A 17,793-nucleotide genomic window follows, 5' to 3' on the forward strand; every position below is an offset into this window, starting at 1 on the left:
TGTTCCGTTAGCAAGCCACACACCCTTCGTCCGTCGTCGCGTAGTCGCCCCGACGAGGGGAGTTCATGGACGAACACGGCGAGGGGAACTCGTCCGATCGGTACGCGAGCCACGACGGACGCGGCGAGGGCCACGAAGATCACGGTGGTGGTCACGACGGACACGGCGGGATGCACGAGGGCCACGAACAGCTGTTCCGCCGGCGATTTTTCGTCTCGACCCTGCTCTCGATCCCCGTCCTGCTGTACAGCGAGACGCTCCAGGCGTGGCTCGGCTTCTCGGTGCCGGCGTTCCCGGGTAGCGAGTGGATCAACCCGGTCTTCGCGGTGATCGTCTTCGCCTACGGTGGCGTCCCGTTCATCCGCATGGCCGTCCCGGAACTGCGCGATCGGTCACCGGGGATGATGACGCTCATCTCGATGGCGATCACCGTCGCGTTCGTCTACAGCCTGGCGAGCGTCGTCTTGCCGACCGAGTCGGCGTTCTTCTGGGAACTCGTGACGCTGATCGACGTCATGTTGCTGGGCCACTGGATCGAGATGCGATCGGTCCGCAGAGCCTCCAGCGCGCTCGACGAACTCGCGGAACTCCTCCCGGACACCGCAGAGCGCATCACCGACGACGGCGAGAGCGCGGGACGAAGTCCCGCGAGTAACCGGATGCAATCCGGTGACACCGAGGAAGTTCCCGTGAGCGAACTGAGCGAGGACGATCGCGTGCTCGTCCGGCCCGGCGCGAGCGTGCCCACCGACGGCGTCGTCGAGGAGGGGGACTCCGACGTCAACGAGTCGATGATCACCGGGGAGTCGAGACCGGTGTCGAAAGACCCAGGTGACGAGGTGATCGGCGGCACCATCAACGGCGACGGAAGTCTTCGCGTGCGGATCAGCGCGACGGGCGAGGAGACGACGCTGGCGGGAATCATGCGCCTCGTGGAGGAAGCCCAGCAGAGCAAGTCCCAGACGCAGGTACTCGCCGACAGGGCGGCCGGGTGGCTCTTCTACGTCGCGCTCGCCGTGGCGATCGTAACTGGACTCGCGTGGACCGTCGCCGCCTCGTTCGACGCCACAGTCATCGAACGGGTCGTGACCGTGCTGGTGATCGCCTGTCCGCACGCGCTCGGCCTCGCCATCCCGCTGGTCGTCGCGATCAACACGTCGCTCGCGGCGCGAAACGGGATGCTGATCCGCGATCGGATCGCGATGGAAGAGGCCCGCAACCTCGATACGATCGTGTTCGACAAGACGGGGACGCTCACGAGAGGCGAACAGGGAGTCGTCGACGTCGAAACGGTCGGCGACGTCGACGCGGAGGAGGCGCTCGCACTCGCCGCGTCCGTCGAGGGCGATTCGGAACACATGATCGCACAGGCGATCCGCGACGACGCCGACGAGCGGGGCGTTACGGCGAGAACGGCGACGGACTTCGAGGCGCTCAAGGGCCGGGGCGTGCGTGCGACCGTCGACGGCGACACGGTGTACGTCGGCGGTCCGAACCTCCTGTCGCACCTGGACGCCGACGTGCCGACCGCGTTGGCGACGTTCGCGGATCGGGCCGGTGAAAACGCGCAAACGGTCGTGTATCTCGTTCGCGAGGGCGAGCGCAGTGAGTCCTCCAATGGGCGAGCGGGAGCGACGCGACACGCGAACCGCGAGGACGGCCCGATCGCCGCGTTCGCGCTCGCCGACGTCGTCCGCGAGGAGAGTTACCAGGTCGTCGACGCGCTCCACGAACTCGGGATCGAGGTGGCGATGCTGACCGGCGACTCCGAAGACGTGGCTCGTGCCGTGGCCGACGACCTCGGCATCGACACGGTCTTCGCGGAGGTCCTGCCCGAGGACAAGGACGAGAAGGTGACCGAACTCCAGAAGCAGGGGAAGTCGGTCGCGATGGTCGGCGACGGCGTGAACGACGCGCCCGCACTGACCCGCGCCGACATCGGCATCGCGATCGGGTCCGGAACCGACGTCGCCGTCCAGTCGGCGGACATCATCCTCGTCCAGAACAACCCGATGGACGTCGTCCGACTGGTGAAACTGAGCAAGGCCAGTTACCGGAAGATGCAGGAGAATCTCGTCTGGGCCGCCGGTTACAACGTGTTCGCGCTACCGCTCGCGGCAGGGGTCCTCGCGCCGATCGGGATCCTCCTCTCGCCCGCCGTCGGCGCCCTGCTGATGTCGCTCAGCACCGTGATCGTCGCGATCAACGCCCAGTTCCTCCGCCGGGTCGACCTCGACCTCCCGAGTCTGTCGGGGGTCTCCCCACCGCAGACACCACAGCCAGCGGACTGACGGAGTCACGTCGGGGATCGAGACGCGCTCCCGACTCGGTTCGTTCGGGCGGGGATTCCACCCCGTTCGCGACCGAATAACGGACGAACCATTGGATCGAAAGCAGGCAGGTGATTGGCACCGAGGACGAGTGAATCGCCGTGAAACAGTCGCGGAACGTGAACGCGGGCGGTGAACGCAGACCACGGCGGACGAACGATACCGCAGAAGCGTTCGTACGGTCCCGACCCTAGCAGTATGAACGCCTGGTACCTCCTTCTCGGCGTCGTTCTGCTCGGCGGTGTTACCGTCGACCTCCTCTGGACGACGCTATGGATCTCGGAAGGTGCCGGCCCACTGACGTCCCTGCTGATGGTGTGGACGTGGCGGGCGCTACGGACGGTCGAACCCCGGAATAATCGACTTCTCAGTCTCTCGGGACCGGTAATTCTCGCGCTCGGTCTCTCGACGTGGATCGTCCTCCTCTGGGCCGGCTGGACGCTTGTCTTTGCCAGTGCCGAGCACGCCCTCGTCGATACGCTTCACCGTGGACCGATCACGTGGGCCGATCGGGTCTATTTCGCCGGGTACGCGATATTCACGCTGGGAAACGGCGATTTCGCTCCGAACGGGGGCTTGTGGCAGGCACTAACCATCCTCGCGTCCGCGAGCGGGCTGCTCTTCATCACGTTGAGTATCACGTACACGCTTTCGCTCCTCGACGCCGTCACGCAGAAGCGTTCGTTCGCCAGTACCGTGCGCACACTCGGCCCGACGAGCGAGGAAATCCTCCGAACGAGCTGGGACGAGGACGGGTTTCGCGGACTCGATCTGCCACTGAACACGATCACGACGCAGCTCAATACCCTTACGACGAACCACAAGGCGTACCCGATCCTCCACTATTTCTACAGCCAGCAACCGAACGAGGCGTCGGTGATCGGGATCGTGATTCTGGACGAACTGCTGACGCTCCTCCGGTGTGGCGTCCCGGAAGAGGTCCGGCCCGATGAGATTCTCGTCCGGATTGCTCGAACGAGCGTGCAGAACTACCTCCGAACGCTTCAGCACACGTTCGTCGAACCCGCAGAGCGAACGCCACCGCCGCCCGATCTCGATCGGCTCCGTGACGGAGCCGTTCCGACGGTCTCCGACGACGAGTTCGCCTCGGCCCTCGACGAACTGAGCGACCGGCGACGAATTCTGCTCGGCCTCGTCGACTCCGACGAGCGTGACTGGCCCTCGCGGGACGAATCCGACGGCACCACCGCGTGAGGGGCGGGACTTCTCGGCGGCGAGTTAGACGCGGGACCGGCGTCGCCGTCGAACGCGATCGTTACACCGTGTCGTCGGGGTCGTGTTCGGCCGCCATTCGCGCGGCTTCGTCGGCATACCGCTCCTGTACGGCCGTCTCGTCGACAGGTTCGAGGTTGTCTGCGGAGACGTCTGTGGCGGCGGTCACCGAGTCCATGTCGACGGCCTGGGCCGCGAGTTCCTTCCGAAAGACTCGATCACCCTCCGGCGTCGCGTACTTGAGGACGATGAGGTCACGATTGTTGTACCCGCGCTCGACGAGCCATACGCGGACGTCGTCCGACTCCGGTGGCATGGTCGAACGAACGAGATGCGCGAGTGTATCCGTTGGCCCTGACGTCGACTGATACCGAAATACTCGCGGACGTAGCGAGCGACTCGATACGAGTCCGGGTGATAGACCGGATCCCTCTCGCAGCGGTGGCAACACTCGGAATCTGCTCGTTTGTGGTACCGCGAGGGGATCGACGCCATGAGCGACCCTCGCTGCCTGGGCCGGACGGGCACCGTCAGTGGTCGTTCTCGTGATCGTCGTGGCCGCTTTCGCTCCCGTTCCGAACCCGTTCGTTCAGGTCACGGATCTTCTCGTGAGTGCCGTCAGGCAGTTCGGACTGCGGCGCAGCCATGCCGGGTTGGTCATCGAGGTGAGGGTCACCGGCGACGACGCTCCCGAGCATTCCCCCGTTCTCGTGTGGGCTACAGAAGTAGTCGTAGACCCCCGCAGTTTCGAACGTGTGTTCGAAGGTCGTGCCCGCTTCGGTGAGCGTTCCGCTGTCCCACGCGTCTGCGTCGTCGGGAATCCGAAGGGGCCTGTCGTTCGCCGGCGCGTAGGCGGTCGTCGTGTGTGAACCGCTCTCGAGGACCCACGTGACTGTCTCGCCTGGCTCGATTCGGACGACGTGCGGTTCGAAGTGAGTCCCGGAGTCGTTGGTCACCATCGTGACCTCGGTCCCGCTCGCGGATTCGCTTTTGCGATCGCTCTCCTCCCCCGACTGGGTATCCTCCTCACCGCTCTGGTCGTCGGATTCGTCGCTGGAGCCACCGGTTCCCCCGCCCTGACTGGTATCGGTCTCCGGATCGTCGTTGCCGGTCAGACAACCGGCGAGCCCGGCCACGATCGTTCCGCTAGCTATTCCGAGTACGCGCCGTCGGGATGACTGATCACTCATCGTGGTCGCCAGACTGTCGAAACGTCCGCTACGAGTTCCTTATTTGGAGGATAATGTCAGCCGGTCGTGTTCGTACTCTCGGCGGACCGTCCAACCGAGCGCCCTGCCGTGGGCGGATGTCAGGGCCCACCCGCGGTAGCGTATTCCCACGAGTCCGTATAGGAGTCGTAGAGCCGCCGGAGCATTCCGCGGTCGGAGAGGAGTCTGGCCGCGATCGTCGGCCGTCCCACGACGCGCCGAATCACCGTTGCAGGTCGCCGTGTGATGTCCTCGATCGTCAGCCCGTCGAGGGCCTCTGCGACGGCTGCCAGCAACTCGGGGTTTTCGTGTTCGACCCACGCACCACGCATCAGATGGGCGAGTCGGTACTCCGACTGCATCAGTTCGTACAGTGCTCGTGGATAGGTCGACTCGTTCCCAGCCCTGATCAGGTCGGTGAGGAGATACGCCGATCTGATCCCCTGGCAGATTCCCTCCCCCTGATACCGATTGGCGATTCCGGCCGCGTCACCGACGAGAAACACGTTCTCCTCGGGATAGTACGCGCTGGCAGGGTCGAGGCTCGGACCTTTCGGAATCGTGTAGATGTTGACGCGGTCCCGGTCCGGTATCGGGAACCCGTTCCGCTCGGCAGCGGCCTCGAGCGCGGCGACGTAATCGTCCGGACGCTGGTCACCCGCCCACCCGATTCCGACGTTCGCGTGGCGTTCCGACTTCGGAAACGACCAGGCGTAGCCGACGTATCCCTCGAAAAAGATGCGCGGCCGGTTCACGTACGCCGAGAAGTCGCCCTCGACCGTCGCATTGAGAGCGACCATATCGCCCGTGTAGTCTCGCGTCTTCCCCTTCGATTTGAGCGTCAGGGAGGGCTGGCCCGACGCGTCGACGATGTAGTCGTACGTCTCCACGATGTCCGCGTACTCGTCCGGCGAGACCGATCGTCCGGTGCGGAATTCGACGCCCCGGGAAGCGAGTCGGTCCGCCCACTGTCGTTCGACCACGTCTCGCTCGCAGATGTAACCGGGCTCGCAGCGCAGGTTCGACGTCGCCAGCGGGGGCGCTTCCGGCGGGCGATCGGTGCCGGCGTAGATCCGGAGCTGGAACCCGTCGACGTCGTTGACGAATCCGTTCTCGGGCGTCTTCTCGAGTGGTACCAGCGTCGCGTCGTTTATCGCCTCGCCACAATCGACCCGCTTCTCGTCGTACTCCTGGCGTTCGTAGACGGTCACGCTAGCGATCGCTGGTAACTGGTTCAGGCCCGTCGCCGCGGCGAGTCCGGACACGGAGCCGCCGATAACTGCTGCTGTGGACTGACTCTCGTTCATCGCTGTTCGCGTCCTCGATCGAACCATCTCCGTCGAGGGTAATGAGAATGGCTGACAGTTAACCGGTGATCGATGCGCGCCGACGCGGTCTCGGGCGCGGGCACCCGACGCCGGGTGGCGGCGACCGATCTCGAAGCCGCGTCCGATCGGACCCGGTCCCGGAGCGAGATCAGGAGGTCCCGTCCGATCGGACCGGCGTGCCGTTCGAACGGCCGGAGCGGAACTCGGCGAGTCCGATGAGATAGACGTCGAGCAGGCAGACGACCAGGACGGCCAGCGGGAAGGCGACGTCGGTGTAGCTCACGGCATCGAACTGCAACGCCGTGACGACGAACGGAGCGCCCGGTTCGAGCGCACTCGAGAGCGTCCGCGCACTGAGGAACGCGAGCGCGAGGGCGTAGCTGCCGAACCAGGCAGCCCCTCGCTTCCACCGTCCGAGATAACAGTGGCCGAGCCCGGCGACGAGTACCGTCAACAGGTACGCCGGCCAGAGCGGACGGGTCGAGTCGCTCATCGACTTCACGTTCGTCGTCCATCACAATCCCTGTTACCCTCTCGACTCGCGCCACCGGGTGTTCTCGAAACGGGGCCGACCCCACCTGCTACGGCCGGTACCGCCGGATCCCGAACTGGCCGTAACCACCGTACGCGAGCTCCAGCGAGCCGATCCACCAGTTCCAGCGCTCCGGCGGGCCCCCGTCCGGGGCGTCGGCCAGTTCGTCGACGACGACGTCGTTCGTGAGAGCGACGCCCACGTCCTCGCGGTACTGCCCGGAGTCCGCGAGGTCGACGGCCTGCCGGACGACGACGCGGGACTGGCCCATCGTCCCGCCGAACTCGTCGCGCAGACGGCGCTCCAGTCGCCCCGGATCGAGGCACATACATCCAGAAAGGGGGCGAGCGGCCTAAATCCCACCGCCCGGCCTGTCGCCGTCCTCCGCGCCGGCGGGTGACGCGATCGAGTCGGATTCCGGACCGCCGATCGGTCCGACGAGACCGCGACGAAAGTGATCGACGGGGCCCGAACGCGGAACGACGGCCACGTCGGGTCCTGGCGCGGCCCGTGTTTCGATGTGTTTTTGGGTACCGACCGTTTTCTCCCGTGCATGGCAAGTTTCACTGTCGTCGTCGGCGACCCCGATTCCGGGTCGTCCTACCAACTCGAGGCGGAGGAACAGGACGCGAACCGGTTCATCGGCAAGTCGATCGGCGAGGAGGTCGACGGCGGAGCGGTCGGACTCGACGGCTACACGCTCGAGATCACGGGCGGGTCCGACGAAGCCGGCCGACCGCTCACCCCCGAAGTCGCCGGGGCGAACCTGAAGGAAGTCATGATGAAAGGGCGCACGACGGGCTACCACCCCGACCGTGACGGCGAGCGACGCCGGATCACGGTTCGCGGTCGCGAAATTTCCGACGCCGTCGCGCAGATCAACGCCTCGATCGTCGATCGCGGGAGCACCGAAGTCGACGAGTTGCTGGGCGACGACGAGTAACTACCCTACCCACCGCATTCTCTTTCACCACACATGGCAGACCGCGTTTCGAGCGACCACCCGTCAGTGCAAACGATTCGAGCGACGTGTGCGGAGACCCCCTCCGGCCGCCGCCTGGAGATCCCGTCCGACGAGCGCGACGCGTTCCCGACCGACGAGGTCGTCCGCGTCGTCCTCGACGGCGACGAACTGTTCGCTCGCGTCGAGCGGGCGCTCACGGGAGACGACCTGTCGGTCCCCGGCATCTACGAGACGCCGGACGGGGCTCGCGATCCCGGCAGCGGTTCCGATCGGCTGGCGGCGTGGATCGACGACCACGACGTCCCCGCGGGCGGCTCGATCCTCGTCGACGTCGTCGAACCCGAGTTCCTCTACGGCCTCCGTGGACCGGGCGAGTCGGCCTACTACGACGCCCGCGAACCGCCGAGCGACAGCCTGTCGTCGATCGCAGACGACCTCGAGTAACCGCACTTGCGAGCGGGGCAGCCGCCTGCGATCGACGGCGGCCCGGCAACGGAACCGGCTCGGCGAGCCGAGAACGCGATCGGCCTCGCCCGACCGATGACGCGCCCTTTTTCCCCGTCGAGCGAGGATCACGACGCATGACCGACTCACGGACGGCCTTCCTCGCAGGGGAGCGCCCGGACGACGTAGCGCTCTTTCTCTCGGACTCGTTCGTCGACGACGATCGACTCGCGGAGTTCGGCGATCGGGTCGACGGCGGCGTCCTGATCGTCGTCGACGGCGAACGGGGCCGGAGCGCCTTCCAGGCCGCGACGGGTACCGGCGCGATGGAGTTCGCGAAGACCGCGATGCAACGGGAGAGTCCGATCGCCGACGATCTGACGGACGGGACCTGCCCCGACGCGGAAGACGAGGGGCCCCACCACCCGCAGTTCATCTTCGCGTTCGCCGAGGAGCGAAACGAGGACGTCGGCGGCATCTACGCCGACGGCGACGTCATCCACGCCTACGCGCGGTGTGCGTGCGGGACGGCGTACTCCGATCGGTGGAACGCGACGGGCACCTGATACGGATCACTGTACCGAGTTCCCGGCGCACCCGCAGACGGGTCGCGGATGCGTCGGAACTGACTGACAGAAATCCGTATGAACCCGGCCCGCGTTCGTCGCGGTCACGACCGCCCGCCGCAGGGGGAGGGACCACCCTTTTGCGATCGGACGCGGTACTATCGGGGTATGAGTTCCTTCGAAACCCCGCACGAGACCGGACGCGGGTTCGGCCTCTCGAGCCGGGACGTGCAGGTGATCGGCGGTGCGAGCGTCCTGATGGCGATCAACGTCGCCCTCATGTACGTCATCGTCACGACGCCGCTCCAGCAAGTCAACGCCTACCTGTTCTCGATCCCGATCGTGGGCGTGCTGGTCTACGGGGCAGCGATCATGGCCGGCGAATTCGTCGCCGAACGCGGCGTCACGAACGGTGACATGGGAATCGCGTTCGTCGGGATGGTCATCCTGCAACTCGCCTTCGGGATCTTCGGCGCCGGCGTGTTGCGCTTCGCACCGCGAGAGGCCCACCTGACGATCCTGGGCGTGACGGCGATCGTGACCGCCCTGCTGACCGCCGTCATCGCCGGCTACGTCTACGCCCGATCGAAGACGTTCGAGAGCTGGGGGCGCTACGCCAACTTCTCGTTCATCGGCGGCATCGTCGCGGTCCTCGTCGGGACGTTCGTCCAGCCGGTCCTGCTGGTCGGTTTCGTCCTGATCTTCCTCGGCTTCCTGCTCCGACTGGGCTACGAGATCTGGCAGGTTCGGGATCGGCGCGACGCCTCGATCGGCCTCCAGACGATCGGCGTCTACATCGCCGTGGCCGGGGTGTTCGTCCACGTCCTGCAGCTCGTGCTTCGGTACATGGCCTCGCGGCAGTAAGGAATCGACTATCTACTCCTCTTCGGCCGTCGCTACGTTCGATTCCGATTCGACGACCGCCCGGAACGCGTCGAGGATGACCTGTTTCGCGACCGACCCGCGGGTCGTCCAGTGGTTCGCGTAGTCGAGCATGTCGTCGTAGATGTCGGGCTTGCAGCCCGCGGCCTTCGGGTGGCCGCCGCCGTTTACCCTCCCCGCGACCTCGTGACACCGATCGAATTCGTCGGTCCCCCGGATCGACGCGGAGCCGGCGGGTTTGACGATCACGGAGGCGTCGGCACCCTCCTCGCGCATCGCCTCGGCGACCTCGTTCTGCGAACAGCGGCCGTAGGTGACGCCGACGGTGTAGCCGCCGATGTCGCGGAACTCGGCGCGACCGACGGCCCGATCGATGAGCGCCTGTTTCTCGACGCGACGTTCGGAGATGAACTCCTGGGCCCATTCGGGCAGGTCGACGCCGTACTCGCGGACGACCTCGACGTACTCGGCGGGATCGGTCCAGTAGGCGTAGTCCGCGAGGTCGTCGCTCCGGGGGTCCTCGCGGAGCCAGAGGTCGTGATCGCGCGTCACGGCGGCCAGTTCCTCGTACATCGGGCCGAACTCGTACTCGAGCGATCGGTAGACCACGTCGGCGCTACACTCCTCGTCGGAGTCGCCGACGACGAGGTCGACGCCGGCCTCGCGAACCGACTCGGCGACCGCGTCGTCCCACTGGTGGTGGTCGTACCACGCGACCCGGACGGCGGTCTCGACGGCCGCGTCGAGTTCCTCCGCGACGTACTCGTACCGGTCCGGGGCGAGGTCACAGACGTAGATGTCGATCCCCTCGTCGCCGAACTCGGCGACGCGAGCCAGCGCGTCCTCGACGTCGTGGGGACTCGCCGGAACGAGTGCGACCTCGTGAGGCGTCGGCTCGGGACCCTCGAGCGGATCGTCAGCGTCGGCGGCGAGGATCGCGGGTTCCTCGGCGTCGTCGATCGCGTCGGCCGCGTCGGCCGTACTCGTCGACACTGCGCTGGCGTCGTCGCCGGCCGCGGCCACGTCGTCGTCCGGTTCCGGGACGTTCGTGACGTCGTCGTAGGCCTCCCGGAGCAGGGCGACACACGCGAGACCGTCGGCGTCGGGATCGGCGATGACGGCGACCTCGGCCCCCTCGAGTGCGGCTTCGGTCTGCTCGTCTTCGATGTCCTCCTCGAGCGCGTCCGGCAGGAAGAAGCCGGTGCCCGGCAGCACGGACTTGCGGGCGATCGGCAAGTCGCCGCTGTCGATGAGTTCCTCGTCCATGGGCATCCCTGCGGGGCGGGCGGGGAAGTAACCGCCGGTCTTCGCCGTCAGTGCTCGTCCGCGATCGGCGGCGTCCCGGTTCATACGGTTTACTGTAAGTCATTTCCGGCGCAACCGCCGCCCGAATCGCGGTTGCGCCGGTAAATCGTTACAGCAATCCGTATCAGGCGTCGGCTGTCGCCCCGTCGCCGGCGTCCTCGTCCGCGGGTTCGAGTTGCCGGACCGTCAGGACGGGGACCGGCGAGGTCCGGACGATCCGTTCGGCGACGCTCCCGAGGAGGAGGCGGTTCTCCCCGTGGCGACCGCGCGTCCCGGTCACGATCAGGTCGGCGTCGATCTCCCGCGCGTACTCGCAGATCTCGGCCGCGGGTCGGCCCTCACGGACGGCGGTCGTCATCTCCCGATCGGCCCGCTCCTCGACCGTCGCGAGCGCGGCGTCGGCGGTGGTCTCGAGCGCGGTCCGCAGTTCCTCGCGCAGTTGCTGGGGCGAGGCGTCGACCTCGCTCGCGTCGACGACCGAGAGGGCGTGAACCTCGGCGTCGAAGCGGTCCGCGAGGTCGAACGCGACGTCGACGGCCCGTTTCACGCTTTCGGAGCCGTCCGTTGCGACGACGACCGTATCGAACATGGGCGGGAATTGCGCACGTGACCGCTTAAACACCCCTGATCGATCCCGATCGGCGACCGCACCGGCGTCGTCGGCCCGGAGCGGTCGGCGGCACCGGACCGACGCAGGTCGCCGCCGAGTTGCGGGATCGGCGGGACCCGATCGCCGGACGAACCGGGACCCGTGGCGAGCCTTGGGGAGGCTTTTTGAGAGCGGAACGCGCACGGACGCGTATGGACGCCAGCGAGCCGTTCACCGTCGACACCGTTCTCGCACCGGTCGACGGGAGCGACGAGTCAGCTACCGCCGTCGAGTACGCCGTCGCCGTCGCCGATCGGTACGACGCCACGGTCCACGCGCTGTACGTGCTCGGCCGTGGCGTCGTCCAGGGAATGGACGCCGGGACGGTCGACGAGACGGACGTGGCCGATACCACCCAGGACTTCTTCGACGAGATCAGCGCCCTCGCGGACGATCGCGGCGTCCCGCTGTCGACCGCCGTCGACGACGGCTTCTCCCAGACGCGCAAGACGCGCCACCCCGGCAACGTCGTCCTGGACACCGCCGACGCGGTCGACGCCGACTTCATCGTCCTCCCGCGCGAACCGGTGACCGGAACCTCCGCGGAGGTCCTCGAGAAGGCCGCGGAGTACGTCCTCTCGTACGCGAGCCAGCCCGTGCTGTCCGTTTGAGCCGTTTCGTCGGCTCGTTTCCTCCGTTCGAGTCGGCCGCGTAACGCACCTCGAAAGTCCTCTTTTCGATACCAGCGAGTTTCGAACTGCGTGCGAATCGTTCCCCGGACGAAAACGGTTCAGTCGAGCAGGATCGCCATCTCCTGCTCGAAGCTCTCGGTGCCGGTCGCCTCGAAGCCGACGCGCCGGTAGAGTGCGATCGCCGGGTTGTTCCAGCGTTCGACGGTGAGCCAGACGCGATCGATGCCGAGGTCGCTGGCGTGGCCGAGGAGGTTCTCGAGGAGGACGGTGCCGATCCCGGCCCGCTGGTACTCCTGGAGGACGAAGATCGCGAGTTCCCACTCGACGTCGTCGTTGTCCTCGATCAGGGACGGATCGTCGGCGTCGGGGACGAGCATCGCGTGGCCGATCACGTCGCCCTCGTGGCGCGCGACGACGGTGACGCTGTCCTCGCCGATCGCCTCGAGCCAGTTGCGGATGCGCTGTTCGCCGGTCGGCGGAATCCCCTGTGCGCGGTCGGCCGGATCGAACTGGACGTACATGTCGACGACGTCGTCCAGCCCCTCCTCTATGTCGAGGGCGCGGATCTCGATCGATCGGCCGTCGCCGTCCTCGAACGTCGTCGGCGGCGACGGAAACGGACCCGACGTGTCGTCGGGATACGGACGCGAACCAGGCATGGTTATCGGACCAGTTTGACCGTGATCGGCGAGTTCAGCAGGACGAACTCGGTGACCGGGCCGAGTTGGATCTTCCCCATCGGCGACAGCGTCCCGCCGCCGATGACGAGTTGATCGAACTCGCCCTGTTCGGCGTAATCGACGAGGGCACTGCCGGGATCGCCGTCGAGGCGTTCGATCGAGGCCTCGACACCGGCCGACGAGAGGAGTTCGTCGGCCTGGCGATACATCTCGTCCTGCGAGCGGTCCGCCTCGGGTTTCTGGACGACGGCAACGGTCAGATCGTCGTCGGCCTCGGTCGTGCGCTCGATCGTCCGGCGGAGCGCCGTGACCGACTCGTCGCTTCCAGCGAGTCCCAGCAACACGTTCATGTATACGCGTGTGAGCCAAGGGACAAAAACCGTTGTGCCGTTCGCATCCGGGTCGGGGACGGTCGATCGGTGGTCGGGCCGGCCACGTCGAGTCGCCACGGGGACCACGGCAGCCGATCGGAGCCGAACGGTGCGGTGTGTCGTGCTGGCGCACGCGTTGCGCGTGACGACGGCGTTAAGGGTATGTGGTGAATACGTTGACCGAATGAGTGATGCGGCGCTCGATGTCGTCGAGTTCCTGCTCACGACGAGCGTGTATTCTGACGACAGACGACTGGACGAGAACGACCTTCCGCCGTCGTACCGCCGGGTGTACTGGACCGGCGGCGTCGACAGCGACGAGAGCGAGAGCGACGGGGAGCGCCACCGGCCCGCCGGGATCAGTCGTCCGCTCTCGGTAACCAACAGCACCGCGCGCGAGGCGACCGACGTCGATCAGCCGTGGGCCGCCGTCTCCGAACTGATGTTCACCGAGCGCGACGAGTTCTCGGGGACGATCACGCTCGCCGACCAGGACCTCGCGGAACAGTGGTTCGTCGAGCGGGTCGACGAGGAGCGACTGCTCGAGAACCCGACGCTCGCGAGATACTTCGCCGAACACGACGCGTACGACGTCGACGTCGATTACCAGACGGCGCGCGATCGGAACCGGCCGATCCAGGCCGATCGGGTCTGGATCGACGGCCTGCTCGACCAGTACTTCGACGAGGAAGACGATGAGGAGATGCTCGACCTCGTGGAGGTTCGCGCCCCCGAGGAGGTCGAGATGTCGCTGGACGACCTCGTCCTGACAGACGACCAGGAGAACGAACTCGACAAGATCTCGAAGGCGATCGAACACCGCGACTACCTCAAGGACATCGGCCTGCGCGAGATCGGGAAACTGCTGTTCGTCGGGCCGCCGGGAACGGGCAAGACCTCCACGGCGCAGGCGCTGGCCCAGGACATGGACCTGCCGTTCGTCGAGGTCAAACTCTCGATGATCACGAGCCAGTACCTCGGGGAGACGGCCAAGAACGTCGACAAGACCTTCGAGGTCGCAAAGCGGCTCTCGCCGTGCATTCTGTTCATCGACGAGTTCGACTTCGTCGCCAAGACCCGGAGCAGCGACGAGCACGCCGCGCTGAAGCGCGCGGTCAACACTCTGCTGAAGAGCATCGACAACATCTCGCTCATCGAGGACGACGTCCTGCTCATCGGCGCGACCAACCACCCCGACCAGCTAGACGACGCGGCCTGGCGGCGGTTCGACGAGATCATCAACTTCCCCAAACCCGACTACGGCATGCGGGCCGACATCCTTCGGGTCATCACCCGGACGATGGACATCGACGAGTTCGATCCGGAACTCATCGCCGACGCGACCGAGGGGCTGACCGGCAGCGACCTCCGGATGGTCCTTCGCGAGGCCGTCCTCGAGGCCCTGACCGAGGACCGGACGCAACTGTCCCAGGACGACCTGCTCGAGGCGGTCGAGGAGTTCGAGGAGCGCGACACCCTGAAGAACATGGACATGATGGGCGGCGACCACGACGCGCTGGTCGCCGGCGGCGACATCGGGAAGGCGAGCGACGGCGGTGAGCCGAGCGATCACGGCCACTCGCACGACCACGATCACGATCACTGATTTTTTGCGATCACCGTCCGATACCGATTCAGCGCAACCCCGTCACCGATCGCCTCGCCGATCGCGAGAGAGCGGGGCGGACCGACTCGCGAGTCGCGAGGTAACTACTCGGTATCGTCGCCCGCGTCGCTCTCGTCAGCGTCGCCGAGCGCGTTCGACGCGACGTAGGCGGCCCCGCCCGCGACGCCGGCCGCGCCGGCGGTGACTCCGAATCCGGGGACGGGGGACGACCCCTCGTCCGCGTTCTCGTCCCCGGCACTCTCTTCGGCCGGATCGTCGGCCTCGACGTCGTCCCCGATCGGGGCGAACGGAATCGTCGCGACCTCGTCCTCGGAGTGGGCGAGCGCGTCGGACTGGTCGATGTCGCCGGGGGTCACCATGTCGATGACGTTCGGCGCGCCGGACCCGTTCGCGCCGCCGAACGACCAGTCGCCGCCGTCGGTACCGACCTGGCGGATGCGGCCCTCGCCGTAGCCGTCCATGCTGAACACGAGCGCCATCCCCTCGCCCTCGGGCAGGTACTCGAGGTCGTCGTCGGGGACGGTCATCCTGATCGTCCGCGGATCCTGGTTGCGATCGTAGTGGAGTTCGACGTCGCTGACGTGGTTGCCCTCGGCGTCCTCGACGCGGGGCTGGGACTCGTCGACGAACCCGTCGGCGACGACGCGGTGGTGGTACGCGGCCTCGAACTCGGCGTTGACGCCGGTTCGAGCCTCGGTCGTCCCGCCCTCGCCGTCCGGATTCCGGAAGTAGACCTGCATCATCGGGTGCGAGAAGCCCAGTGGGCCGTTCCATGGATCGCTGAGTTCGTTCCGGAACTCGTAGGCGATGCGGTAGTGACCGTCGCCCTCCTCGATCGTCACGGACGCGAGGTCGAACTCGCCCTCGGGAATCTCGTCGGTCGCGGGGTAGGTGTAGCTCCCGGGGCCGTGATCGGTGCCCTCCTCGGAGGGCCACTCGACGAGCGCGTCGCTCGAGAGCACGAACTCCTCGGGTTCGTCGGCTTCGAGCACCACGGCCGTCCCGACGGTCACCGCGGCGGTGCCGGTCTCCTCGTCGTACTCGAGGTTCGCCGGCGCGTCGGCGAGCAGGTTCTCCTCGTGGACGTAGTCGCCGACGGTGACCGTCTGTGGGCCGATCGCGAAGTTGAGGAGGACGACCGCACGCCTGTCGGTCTCGGGGTCGTAGCGGGCGTACGCGAGCGCCCCGTCCGCCTCGCTCTCGTAGTCGATCCGTTCGAGTCGGCCCCGCGCGCCGAGGGCGGGGTGATCGCGGTAGAGATCGACGAGGCGATCGTAGAAGTCGAGCACGTACTCGTCGAACTCGCCCCAGTTCATCGCCTCCCGCCAGTCGTAGAGTCCCGTCTCCTGCCCGTAGTAGATCATCGGCACGCCCGGGAGCGTGAACGTCGTCGCGGCGGCGGCGCGCTGGGACTCGGCGTCGTGGGTCGCGAGGTAGCGATCGGTGTCGTGGTTCTCGATGTACTGGAGGAACAGCGCGTGGTCGGGCGCGCCCTCCTGGCGGCGGCGCTCGACGGCGTCGAGGATCGACTCGGGGGTCCCGTCGGCGGCGTCGCCGAGCGCCGCGTGGAGGTGGTTGTCGTAGTGGACGTCGAACAGGCCGCCGGCGTACTCGACGTCGTAGGGCATCGTCTCGTCGAGCAGGAGGAACTCCGGATCGTGGCGCTTGATCCGATCGTACATCTCCTGCCAGAAGCCCTTGGGGACGCCCCAGCCGACGTCCGCCCGGATGCCGTCGACCTTCTCGACCCAGTAGTCGATCACCTCGAGACAGAACTGGCGCACCTCGGGGTTGTTGTAGTTGAGGTTCGGAATGCCGCCCCAGCCGAAGTAGAACTCCGCCTCGAGGGCGTCCCGATCCGTCCAGCGGTACCAGTCGACGTGCTTCTCGTGGTCGGGGTGGTCGGGATCGGTCGCAGCCTCGAAGAAGGGGTGACTGTCGGCGGTGTGGTTGATCACGAGGTCGAAGATCACCTTGATGTCGTGGTCGTGACACGCGTCGACGAGCGCCTCGAACTCCGCCATCGTCCCGAGGTCGGGATCGGTCGAGAAGTAGTCGACAGTGTGGTAGCCGTGCGGACCGCCCTCCTCCGGCGGCGTGCCGAAGCCCCGATCGGTCTCGACGAACGGCGTCATCCAGACGGCGTCGACGCCGAGGTCGGCCATGTGCTCGACCCGATCGGCGATGGTGTCGAACGTGGGGTCGTCCTGGTCGGGGAATCGGCGGGTGAAGATCTCGTAGACGACGGCGTTCTCGGCCCAGTCGGGCACGTCGTAAGGATGCTCGACGGTGATCGAGTCGCCGTCGGGGACGAGGTCGATCGCGTCGGGAACGGAGTGGCGGGTGCCGACGGCGACCGCGTGGACGCGGATGCGATCGCCGATGTCGGCGGCCGAGATCGGGCCGTCGAGTCCGCCGAGTCGATCGCGGTGGCGATCGTCGACGACGAACTCCACGTCGAGGGCGCTCCCGATGACGTCCTCCCGTTCGGGTTCGCTCGCCGTGGCGTTCAACAGCACCTGTCCGCCCACGACCTTGGCGTCGAGGTCGACGCGCGGCCGCGGATCGGCCTCGGTATCGTCCGGGTAAACCCGGACGGAGAGTTCGTGGGTACCGTCGGGCGCCTTGAGTTCGAGCGCGTACTCGCCGGGTTCGTCGGGATCGAACGCGACGACCTCGTCGCCCGAAAGATCGGGGTCCGCCCCGTCCGGTGCGTCGACGATCGACCACGAGTAGGTCGCGTCCCCGTCCGGATTCCAGGGGGCGAGACTGTCCCGCGTCTCCGTCTCGTGGCCGAGCGGATCGGCGATCGCCTCGTTCGCGTGCAGAAAGCGGGGCGGGCCCGGGTGGTGGGAGCCGTCGCCGCTCTCGAGATCGATCGACGCCGCGTCGGTCCGGTGATCGGCACTCGCCGTCGTTCCGAGGGCCGAAGCCGTCGTCGCGGCGGCGAGCGTCGTGATGAACGTTCGTCGGTTCACGGTGTGTCACGTGTTCGGACGCCACACCTTAATATTTGTGACGAAAAAACACATCATAGTTATT

Annotated in this window: 18 protein-coding genes; 8 read left to right on the plus strand and 10 right to left on the minus strand. The window is 66.8% G+C overall.

Features of this window, described 5'->3' with window-relative positions:
- The first annotated feature begins 65 nt into the window (after nucleotides 1-65).
- Both AC6I6X_RS20780 and AC6I6X_RS20785 read left to right on the plus strand, forming a co-directional pair.
- A complete protein-coding gene (locus AC6I6X_RS20780) occupies nucleotides 66-2,291 on the plus strand; it encodes a heavy metal translocating P-type ATPase (protein ID WP_497932476.1) in 2,226 nt (741 codons plus the stop codon).
- Nucleotides 2,292-2,528: 237 nt separating this feature from the next.
- Nucleotides 2,529-3,545, plus strand: a complete 1,017-nt coding sequence (locus AC6I6X_RS20785; protein ID WP_497932477.1) for an ion channel — start codon at nucleotides 2,529-2,531, stop codon at nucleotides 3,543-3,545.
- 61 nt (nucleotides 3,546-3,606) lie between these two features.
- Here AC6I6X_RS20785 and AC6I6X_RS20790 read toward each other — a convergent pair whose 3' ends face one another.
- From AC6I6X_RS20790 to AC6I6X_RS20810, 5 genes are all read right to left on the minus strand, one after another.
- Nucleotides 3,607-3,879, minus strand: a complete 273-nt coding sequence (locus tag AC6I6X_RS20790) for a DUF7967 family protein (RefSeq protein WP_497932478.1) — start codon at nucleotides 3,877-3,879, stop codon at nucleotides 3,607-3,609.
- A gap of 214 nt (nucleotides 3,880-4,093) precedes the next feature.
- Nucleotides 4,094-4,753: a plastocyanin/azurin family copper-binding protein gene (locus AC6I6X_RS20795; protein WP_497932479.1), complete on the minus strand. Its 660-nt coding sequence runs from the start codon at nucleotides 4,751-4,753 to the stop codon at nucleotides 4,094-4,096.
- A 119-nt stretch (nucleotides 4,754-4,872) separates the two neighbouring features.
- Nucleotides 4,873-6,078 (minus strand): NAD(P)/FAD-dependent oxidoreductase, encoded by a 1,206-nt coding sequence (locus tag AC6I6X_RS20800; protein WP_497932480.1) that lies wholly within the window; start codon nucleotides 6,076-6,078, stop codon nucleotides 4,873-4,875.
- A gap of 169 nt (nucleotides 6,079-6,247) precedes the next feature.
- Entirely contained in the window at nucleotides 6,248-6,592 is a 345-nt protein-coding gene (locus tag AC6I6X_RS20805; RefSeq protein ID WP_497932481.1) for a hypothetical protein, read from the minus strand.
- An 88-nt stretch (nucleotides 6,593-6,680) separates the two neighbouring features.
- On the minus strand, nucleotides 6,681-6,959 hold the full coding sequence (locus AC6I6X_RS20810; protein ID WP_497932482.1) for a WNWW family protein: 279 nt from the start codon (nucleotides 6,957-6,959) through the stop codon (nucleotides 6,681-6,683).
- A 225-nt stretch (nucleotides 6,960-7,184) separates the two neighbouring features.
- Here AC6I6X_RS20810 and AC6I6X_RS20815 point away from each other — a divergent pair, with 225 nt between their 5' ends.
- From AC6I6X_RS20815 to AC6I6X_RS20830, 4 genes are all read left to right on the plus strand, one after another.
- Nucleotides 7,185-7,574: a 30S ribosomal protein S6e gene (locus AC6I6X_RS20815; protein WP_497932483.1), complete on the plus strand. Its 390-nt coding sequence runs from the start codon at nucleotides 7,185-7,187 to the stop codon at nucleotides 7,572-7,574.
- Between the two features lie 33 nt (nucleotides 7,575-7,607).
- Nucleotides 7,608-8,039, plus strand: a complete 432-nt coding sequence (locus tag AC6I6X_RS20820; protein ID WP_497932484.1) for a DUF7112 family protein — start codon at nucleotides 7,608-7,610, stop codon at nucleotides 8,037-8,039.
- A 137-nt stretch (nucleotides 8,040-8,176) separates the two neighbouring features.
- A complete protein-coding gene (locus AC6I6X_RS20825) occupies nucleotides 8,177-8,605 on the plus strand; it encodes a DUF5807 family protein (RefSeq protein ID WP_497932485.1) in 429 nt (142 codons plus the stop codon).
- Between the two features lie 168 nt (nucleotides 8,606-8,773).
- Entirely contained in the window at nucleotides 8,774-9,469 is a 696-nt protein-coding gene (locus AC6I6X_RS20830) for a hypothetical protein (protein ID WP_497932486.1), read from the plus strand.
- Nucleotides 9,470-9,481: 12 nt separating this feature from the next.
- Here the strand turns inward: AC6I6X_RS20830 and AC6I6X_RS20835 are convergent, their stop codons facing one another.
- Together AC6I6X_RS20835 and AC6I6X_RS20840 are read right to left on the minus strand one after the other, a co-directional pair.
- Nucleotides 9,482-10,753 (minus strand): DHH family phosphoesterase, encoded by a 1,272-nt coding sequence (locus AC6I6X_RS20835; protein ID WP_497932649.1) that lies wholly within the window; start codon nucleotides 10,751-10,753, stop codon nucleotides 9,482-9,484.
- 163 nt (nucleotides 10,754-10,916) lie between these two features.
- Nucleotides 10,917-11,381 (minus strand): universal stress protein, encoded by a 465-nt coding sequence (locus tag AC6I6X_RS20840; RefSeq protein ID WP_497932487.1) that lies wholly within the window; start codon nucleotides 11,379-11,381, stop codon nucleotides 10,917-10,919.
- Nucleotides 11,382-11,593: 212 nt separating this feature from the next.
- Here AC6I6X_RS20840 and AC6I6X_RS20845 point away from each other — a divergent pair, with 212 nt between their 5' ends.
- Entirely contained in the window at nucleotides 11,594-12,052 is a 459-nt protein-coding gene (locus AC6I6X_RS20845; protein WP_497932488.1) for a universal stress protein, read from the plus strand.
- 119 nt (nucleotides 12,053-12,171) lie between these two features.
- Here AC6I6X_RS20845 and AC6I6X_RS20850 read toward each other — a convergent pair whose 3' ends face one another.
- Nucleotides 12,172-12,732, minus strand: a complete 561-nt coding sequence (locus AC6I6X_RS20850; RefSeq protein WP_497932489.1) for a GNAT family N-acetyltransferase — start codon at nucleotides 12,730-12,732, stop codon at nucleotides 12,172-12,174.
- A 2-nt stretch (nucleotides 12,733-12,734) separates the two neighbouring features.
- Nucleotides 12,735-13,103, minus strand: a complete 369-nt coding sequence (locus AC6I6X_RS20855; RefSeq protein WP_497932490.1) for a universal stress protein — start codon at nucleotides 13,101-13,103, stop codon at nucleotides 12,735-12,737.
- A gap of 205 nt (nucleotides 13,104-13,308) precedes the next feature.
- Between AC6I6X_RS20855 and AC6I6X_RS20860 the strand changes: the two genes are divergently transcribed.
- The gene (locus AC6I6X_RS20860) at nucleotides 13,309-14,730 is read left to right on the plus strand and encodes an ATP-binding protein (RefSeq protein WP_497932491.1); all 1,422 of its coding nucleotides are present in this window, start codon (nucleotides 13,309-13,311) and stop codon (nucleotides 14,728-14,730) included.
- A gap of 104 nt (nucleotides 14,731-14,834) precedes the next feature.
- On the opposite strand, the gene AC6I6X_RS20865 is transcribed toward AC6I6X_RS20860, so the two are convergent.
- Nucleotides 14,835-17,729: a glucodextranase DOMON-like domain-containing protein gene (locus tag AC6I6X_RS20865; protein WP_497932492.1), complete on the minus strand. Its 2,895-nt coding sequence runs from the start codon at nucleotides 17,727-17,729 to the stop codon at nucleotides 14,835-14,837.
- Between the last annotated feature and the right edge of the window lie 64 nt (nucleotides 17,730-17,793).

This window comes from Halosolutus sp. YCN4 (assembly GCF_059736495.1).